Source organism: Mesorhizobium sp. M7A.F.Ca.US.014.04.1.1 (assembly GCF_003998745.1).
Classification (GTDB): Bacteria; Pseudomonadota; Alphaproteobacteria; order Rhizobiales; family Rhizobiaceae; genus Mesorhizobium; species Mesorhizobium ciceri.
In genome coordinates this window covers 1-7,049 of the sequence record NZ_RZRW01000306.1, presented here as the reverse complement: position 1 = coordinate 7,049, position 7,049 = coordinate 1, and the positions used below count along the sequence as shown (strand labels likewise).

Below are 7,049 nucleotides of genomic sequence, written 5' to 3'. Positions count from 1 at the left end.
TCCTGCCGGCGCCGCCGGAGGGCGGGAGCACATAGCCGTCGATCGCGCCGCCGACATCGAGCACGACCGGTGCCGCCTGCCAGGCCGCCTTGAGGTCGGCCGGCGGTTCGACATAGGCAAGTGCGGTTCGATAGGTCTTCAATTCTCCGTCCAGTTCCGGAAACAGTTTTAGCACCCAGGCGCCTGCGGCGACGACGATGCGGTCGGCCTGCATCGTCTCGCCGCTTTCGAGCACGATGTGGCCGGCTTCGGCGTCGACCTCGACGACCTTGCTGTTTTCGTAGACATTGGCGCCGTTGGCGCGCAGCCACTTTGCCAGGCCGGACGCGATCTTGCGGCAATGCAGGGCGCCGCCTTCGGTCGAGAAATAGGCGTAGCGAAACGACCCGGCTTCCAGAAACGGCCAGCGTTTCACGGCTGCATCGGGCTCCAGCAGTTCGAACGGAAAATTGCCTTCTTCCAGGCCCTCGCGATATTCCTCGGCCTCGTCGCCGGGCTCGCGCGAAATGCAGACAAATCCTCTGGGATCGAGATGGTTTTCGCCGAGGTCGGCCCACATCTCGTCCCAGGCCTGGTAGGCTTCGGTGATCAGCCGGCCGTAGCCGGTCCCCGCGCGGTAAGCGCGGCGGATGATGCGGTGGTGGTCGCCCGAGGCGGCCAACGGGTTTGGGATCGGCCCCTGCTCGACGATCGAAACGCTGTGACCCGCCTTGACCAGCGACCACGCGGTCGAGAGGCCGGCAATACCCGCACCGACAACGATCACCTTCATCAAATCAGACTTTCCGCAGCCGGTCGGCTGGCTCAACGTATTGGATTGCGGGCGCCAACATACGGTCTGGAACCAGGCTGGCAAGCCGCGCTATTGGTCTGGCATGAGCAAATTGACGCCACCTGCCCTGGCCTTTGATCCAGCCACGCGACATCTGCGGCTCGACCCGCACGAGCCGGCTTTTTTTCAAAACCCTTATGATGCCTATGCTTTCCTCCACGGCCTATCGAATGCATTCTTCTGGGAAGAATTCGGCTTCTGGTGCTTTGGCGGCTTCGACGACGTCAACCGGCTGCTGCGCGACCGCCGTTTCGGCCGCCAGAATCCGGCCGGCATTCCAGACAGTCGCGGTATCGGACAGGACCGCAGCCATCTCAGGGCTTTCGACGGCGTCGAAGCCAATTCGATGCTGGAACTGGAGCCGCCGGTGCACACGCGGCTGAGAACACTGGTCAACCGCGCCTTCGTCTCGCGTCAGGTCGAACGGCTGCGGCCGCGTGTCGAGGCTTTGGCCAACGAGCTGATCGACCGTTTCGAACCAGGCAAGACGGTCGACCTGTTGCCTGCCTTCGCGGCGCCCTTGCCGATCACCATCATTGCCGAAATGCTCGGTGTGCCGGTCGACATGGGGCCGCAACTGCTCGACTGGTCGCACCAGATGGTTGCCATGTACATGCATGGCCGCACGCGCGCGATCGAAGAGACGGCCAACCGAGCCGCGGGCGAATTTGCCGATTTCCTGCGTTTCCATGTCACCGAGCGACGCAAGAACCCTGGCGACGACCTGCTGTCGCTGCTGATCTCGGCGCAGGAGGACGGCAAAAAGCTGTCGGAGGACGAGATGGTGTCCTCGGCGATCCTGCTGCTCAATGCCGGTCATGAAGCGACAGTGCATCAGACCGGCAACGCTGTCCGTGCGATCCTTATGCAAGGCGGCGATGTCAGCCGCTTCTTCGGCTCACCCGAAGCGACCGCGGCAACGGTCGAGGAATGCCTGCGCTTCGACGCGCCGCTGCACATGTTCACGCGCTACGCTTATCAGGAGATCGAAGTCGCGCCTGGCATTGTCGTGCAGCCGGGCCAGACGATCGGGCTGATGCTGGGCATGGCCAATCATGACCCGCGCGCCTTCGCCGAACCGCAAGCTTTCCGGCCCGATCGTCCGGACCAGAAGAACGTGTCATTCGGCGCCGGCATCCATTTCTGCATCGGCGCGCCGCTGGCCAGGCTAGAATTGCAGGTGTCGCTGAAAACCCTGTTCGAACGGCACCCGAAGCTGCATCTTGCCGAAAGGCCAAGCTTCCGCGACACTTACCACTTCCATGGGCTGGAAAGGCTCGCCGTCGGCTTTTGACGAAGCGCGGATTTGGTCGCCGGCCTATTCCAGCCATAGCGCCAGCAGCAACCACAAGGTCGGCTCACCGGACCGCCCACGATGCCCTTCCACGACAAGGCACCGGAAGCTGTCTCAGCCAGTTCCAGCGAAATAGTCATACGCAGGCAGCACAAGCTTGGGGGAGAGCCTGAAGGCCGTTGCTGGCAGCCCCTGTCGATCCATGCCAAATCGCAAGATCGGTCGAGCGCGATATATTCGGAAAGGCCTAACTGGTGTCGTCACGGAGAAAGAGACGTTGAAGGCCGCACTTGAAAACTACCCAGCCCGAATGCAGCGGGTGCTAGACCATATAGACCAGCATCTGGATGACGATCTGGGGCTGGAGGCGTTGAGCGGTGTCGCGGCGTTCTCGAAATATCATTTCCACCGGCAGTTCACGTCCACCTTCGGGGTGTCCGTGCATCGCTATGTCCAGCTCGCCCGCATGAAGCGTGCTTCGTACAGACTTGCCGAAAGTGACGCCCAAAGCGTCACCGACATAGCCATGGATGCCGGTTACGACGCGCCGGATGCCTTCGCCCGCGCCTTTCGGCAACGGTTCGGACAATCGCCGTCGTCGTTCCGGAAGTCTCCCGACTGGGGGTCGTGGCTCATGGCCTTCGGGCCCCTCGAAAAAGCAAGGAACACGCTTATGCAGATAATCTTTGAACACGACGACGTGACGATCCGCGATGTGCCCCCGACGCCGGTGGCGATCATGGAGCACCGCGGAGACCGGGCGACGCTCCAGGACACCATCCAGCGGTTCATCGCCTGGCGTAAGGCGGCGGGCTTGTCGCCCGAGACAAGCCCGACCTTCAACGTCTTCCGTTCCGAAAGGGAGCCCGCGGTCCCGGCTGACTACAGCATGGACATTTGTGCCGGGACAGACCGGCCGATCGAGGCGAATGACGGGCAGATGAAGGCTGGCGTGATCCCCGGCGGGCGCTGCGCGGTGCTGCGCTACCCTGGCAATACCAACAATCTCGAACCCGCAGCACTTTATCTTTATCGTGAATGGCTTCCGGCCAGCGGCGAGGAAGCACGCGACTTTCCGATCTATTGCCAACGACATCTGTCCCACTTCCCGGAGGGCCCGCTACGCGAAGTGGTCGTTGAACTCTTTCTGCCTCTGAAATAGCTCGGCAGGACAGCGGTTTGTCCCCCCGATCGCGAGCATCATGGCGACGCGAGATCAAAGCTTGATCACATACTCCTTGCGAGTCGTTTCAAGCACTTCCCAGCTGCCCTTGAAGCCGGGCTTCAGCACAAAGCTGTCGCCGGTCTTGACGGTGCGCGCTTGCCCACCGTCCTCCGCGATCACCGAAACGCCGGACAGGATGTGGCAGAACTCCCACTCGTCATAGACGATGCGCCATTTGCCCGGGGTCGATTCCCATATGCCGGCATAGAGGCCGCCGTCGCGCTCCTCGACATTCCAGGTGCGGAATTTGGGATCGCCCGAGATCAGCCGGTCGGGCGCCGGTGCACCCTGTTCGGCGTCGACAGCGTCGACGCCGATGGAAAGAAAGTTTGACTCGCTCATGATCGATCAGACCTTGGCTAGCGCCTGTTCGAGGTCGGCGACGATGTCGTTGACGTCCTCGATGCCGATCGAAAGCCGCACCGTGTCCGGTCCTGCGCCGGCCTTGACCTTCTGCTCGTCGGAAAGCTGGCGGTGCGTGGTCGAGGCCGGGTGGATGACCAGCGACTTGGTGTCGCCGACATTGGCGAGGTGCGAGAACAGCTCGAGCGCCTCGACGAATTTGACGCCCGCGTCATAGCCGCCCTTCAGCGCGAAGGTGAACACGGCGCCGGCGCCAAGTGGTGAGTACTTCTTCTGCAGCGCGTTGTTCTTGTCTGAGGGCAGGCCGGGGTAATTCACCGATGCGACCTTGGGGTGGTTGGACAGCCAGGCGGCAACGGTGACGGCATTGTCGCAGTGGCGCTGCATGCGCAGCGGCAGGGTTTCCAGGCCGGTCAGGATGAGGAAGGCGTTGAACGGGGAGATCGCCGGGCCGAGATCGCGCAGGCCGAGCACGCGCGCGGCAATGGCGAAGGCGAAATTGCCGAAGGTTTCGTGCAGGACGAGGCCGCCATATTCGGGGCGCGGTTCCGACAGCATCGGGTATTTGCCCGACTTCGACCAGTCGAAGGTGCCGCCGTCGACGATGGCGCCACCGATCGAATTGCCGTGACCGCCGATGAATTTGGTCAGCGAATGGACGACGATGTCGGCGCCATGCTCGATCGGCCGGATGAGGTAGGGCGAGGCCAGTGTGTTGTCGACGATCAGCGGCAGGCCGTGCTTGCGCGCGATGTCGCCGATCTTCTCGATATCGACGAAGGTGCCGCCCGGATTGGCGAGGCTCTCGATGAAGATCGCCTTGGTCCTGTCGTCGATCTGGCTCTCGAAGGTCGAGATGTCATTGGTGTCGGCCCAGCGCACCTCCCAGCCATAATTCTTGAAGGCATGGCCGAACTGGTTGATCGAACCGCCGTAAAGCTTGTTGGCGGCAACGAAATTGTCGCCCGGCTGCATCAGATTGTGGAACACGATCACCTGCGCGGCATGGCCGGAGGCGACCGCGAGTGCCGCCGTGCCGCCTTCGAGGGCCGCCATGCGCTCTTCCAGCACTGCCTGGGTCGGGTTCATGATGCGGGTGTAGATGTTGCCGAAGGCCTTCAGCCCGAACAGCGAGGCGGCATGGTCGGCGTCGTCGAAGACGAAGGAGGTCGTCTGGTAGATCGGCGTGGCGCGCGCGCCGGTCGCCGGATCGGGCTTGGCACCGGCGTGGACGGCGAGCGTGTTGAAACCTGGCGTGCGGGTCACTGAAAACCTCCCTTTTGAAACTCTTGAAATCGCCGGGCATTCTTGGCGAAGCATGAGCGCGAATGCAAAGAAGAAAATACCCTTCGGCTAGCGATCTGCGGCCGAGGCCCGAGAAAATGCGCTGGCCTAAGGAATAATTTTGCGCCTAAGGCGCATCGCGCGTCAGGCCTTGCTTTTGGTGCACGTCGTTATCCCAAAACCGCTGCGCACTTTTGAGCGACGTGCACTACTTCTGCCGCACGCCAAAACTCTGGAATCCCGACCGCATCAGCGGCTTCTTCGACGACAGCACGCCGGAATTGACGCCGGTCCAACCGATCTCGCCGGACAGCTTGCCATATTCGATCTTGGGGCAGCGGTTCATCACCACCTTGATGCCGGCGGCCTCGGCGCGCGCGGCTGCTTCGTCATGGCGCACGCCAAGCTGCATCCAGATCACTTTCGGCAAGGGATCGAGCCGCAACGCCTCGTCGACGATGCCGGGCACCGCCGCCGGCGCGCGAAAGATGTCGACCATGTCGATCGGCTCCGGAATATCGGCGAGCCTCGCATAGGTCATCCGGCCGAGGATCTCCTTGCCGGCCTGGCCAGGATTGATCGGAAACACCGAAAATCCCTTGGCCAGCAGATATTTCAGCACGAAATAGCTTGGCCGCACATCATTGGCGGACGCGCCGACCATGGCGATGGTCTTCACCGAATTGAGGATGCCGGCAATGTAAGTGTTGTCGTAGCTATCGTGGTTCATGCGGCTTCCTGCGGTAGTGGTATCGGTAAAGTTCACGGCTGAACCCAAGCGAGGCGTAGAGGGCGCGAGCCGGCGTGTTGTCGGCCACCACCTGCAGGCATGCAGCTGACGCACCCGTTTGTCGTGCCCAGTCGATCAGGACGCCCACCGTCTTGCGGCCCAGGCCTTGCTGCCTGAAACGGCCGTCGGTTTCAACCGATTCCACCACAAGCAGCCCATTGCGGATGACGCCATAGGCCAAGGCGGCAATTTCGCTGTCTCGTGTACAGGACACGAACGCCCGGTCGCCGACGATCAGTCCGGTCATCTCGCGAAAGACGCGGCGATCGATGTCGTCATAAGCCTCCATGCGGAAGCGCGCCGCGAGCCAGTCTTCGCCTGGCACAGGCGAAACAGCGACCCGCTCGTCGCGGACTTCAGCCAGATCGCCGATCCCGGCATGGAGATGGATCGTCCCGCCTTCCGGCTGGTAGCCGCGATGGTCGAGTGCGGTTTCGAGCTCGGCGGCGATATCAGGCACTCGGAACATCGGCGCCTGACCGTGGCCGACGTAGAAGGACTCTGCGGCGTCGATCACTTTGTCGGGCGCGCCACGCTCGCCGCGCAAGGGATTGGCCGAATTGGTACGCCGGATCCGTCCGCCCGATCGCCGCAGAAGCCAGCCATCAACCAACGTCTCGGTCGCCGCCGGCCAGCCTTCGCGGCACGCCTGCTCGACGCGCCAGTTGAGGTCATCATCGCCGGCGCTCACGCGTCATCCTCCCGCAGCGCTTCCTCCATAAAGGCCTGCGGATCGGTGCAGAAGTCGCGCATCATGCGAAAATGATCGGTATCGCTGAAATCCGTGGGATCGAGCCCGAACCGGCTGATGCGGAACAGCCGCGCGCCAGGACAAGCCATCAGCAGCGGCGAATGCGCCGCCATGATCACTTGCGCGGTGCCCGACTGGTCCATGCGCCGCAGCATCTTGAGCAGCTCGATCTGTCGCGTCGGCGACAGTGCGCTTTCGGGTTCGTCGAGGATGTAGATGCCTTGCCTGCGGCAGCGCTCCTCGAAAAAACGGATAAAGCCCTCGCCATGCGACCAGGACAGGAAGTCCGGCGGCGGGGGCCTAAAAGGGTCTTCCAGTGCCGCCTGATCGAGATATCGGGCCACGGAGTAGAAGGATTCGGCGCGAAAAAACCAGCCGGCGGTGACTTTCGGCAGCCAGTGACCGCGGAATGCGTTGGCCAGCGCGGCACCACTCTTGTCGATGGCGCTGGAATGGTCGACCGGCCTATATCCCTTGCCGCCACCGGCTTCGTCATAGCCGGCCAGCGCA

The 7,049-nt window shown here is 62.6% G+C and carries 8 protein-coding genes; 2 read left to right on the top strand and 6 right to left on the bottom strand.

The window, feature by feature from the left end; genetic code table 11:
- A partial coding sequence (locus EOA22_RS19975; RefSeq protein ID WP_164755659.1) for an FAD-dependent oxidoreductase occupies positions 1-772 on the bottom strand: 772 nt, incomplete at its 3' end.
- Between the two features lie 103 nt (positions 773-875).
- On the opposite strand from EOA22_RS19975, the gene EOA22_RS19970 reads away from it, so the two are divergent.
- Both EOA22_RS19970 and EOA22_RS19965 read left to right on the top strand, forming a co-directional pair.
- Positions 876-2,126 carry a cytochrome P450 gene (locus EOA22_RS19970; RefSeq protein ID WP_063170210.1) on the top strand — a complete coding sequence of 417 codons (1,251 nt, stop codon included), beginning with the start codon at positions 876-878 and terminating at the stop codon, positions 2,124-2,126.
- A 277-nt stretch (positions 2,127-2,403) separates the two neighbouring features.
- Positions 2,404-3,288, top strand: coding sequence for an AraC family transcriptional regulator (locus tag EOA22_RS19965; RefSeq protein WP_063170209.1), 885 nt, complete (start codon positions 2,404-2,406; stop codon positions 3,286-3,288).
- A 54-nt stretch (positions 3,289-3,342) separates the two neighbouring features.
- Here the strand turns inward: EOA22_RS19965 and EOA22_RS19960 are convergent, their stop codons facing one another.
- The 5 genes from EOA22_RS19960 to EOA22_RS19940 all read right to left on the bottom strand — a co-directional run.
- Positions 3,343-3,693: a cupin domain-containing protein gene (locus tag EOA22_RS19960; protein ID WP_063167787.1), complete on the bottom strand. Its 351-nt coding sequence runs from the start codon at positions 3,691-3,693 to the stop codon at positions 3,343-3,345.
- Between the two features lie 6 nt (positions 3,694-3,699).
- Entirely contained in the window at positions 3,700-4,980 is a 1,281-nt protein-coding gene (locus EOA22_RS19955) for an O-acetylhomoserine aminocarboxypropyltransferase (RefSeq protein WP_024504598.1), read from the bottom strand.
- Positions 4,981-5,206: 226 nt separating this feature from the next.
- Entirely contained in the window at positions 5,207-5,728 is a 522-nt protein-coding gene (locus tag EOA22_RS19950; protein ID WP_024504599.1) for a CoA-binding protein, read from the bottom strand.
- Positions 5,715-6,479, bottom strand: coding sequence for a GNAT family N-acetyltransferase (locus EOA22_RS19945; RefSeq protein WP_063167786.1), 765 nt, complete (start codon positions 6,477-6,479; stop codon positions 5,715-5,717). The genes EOA22_RS19950 and EOA22_RS19945 overlap by 14 nt, the downstream gene beginning before the upstream one ends.
- On the bottom strand, positions 6,476-7,049 hold a 574-nt coding region (locus tag EOA22_RS19940), incomplete at its 5' end, for an AAA family ATPase (RefSeq protein ID WP_127390160.1). The genes EOA22_RS19940 and EOA22_RS19945, both read right to left, overlap by 4 nt.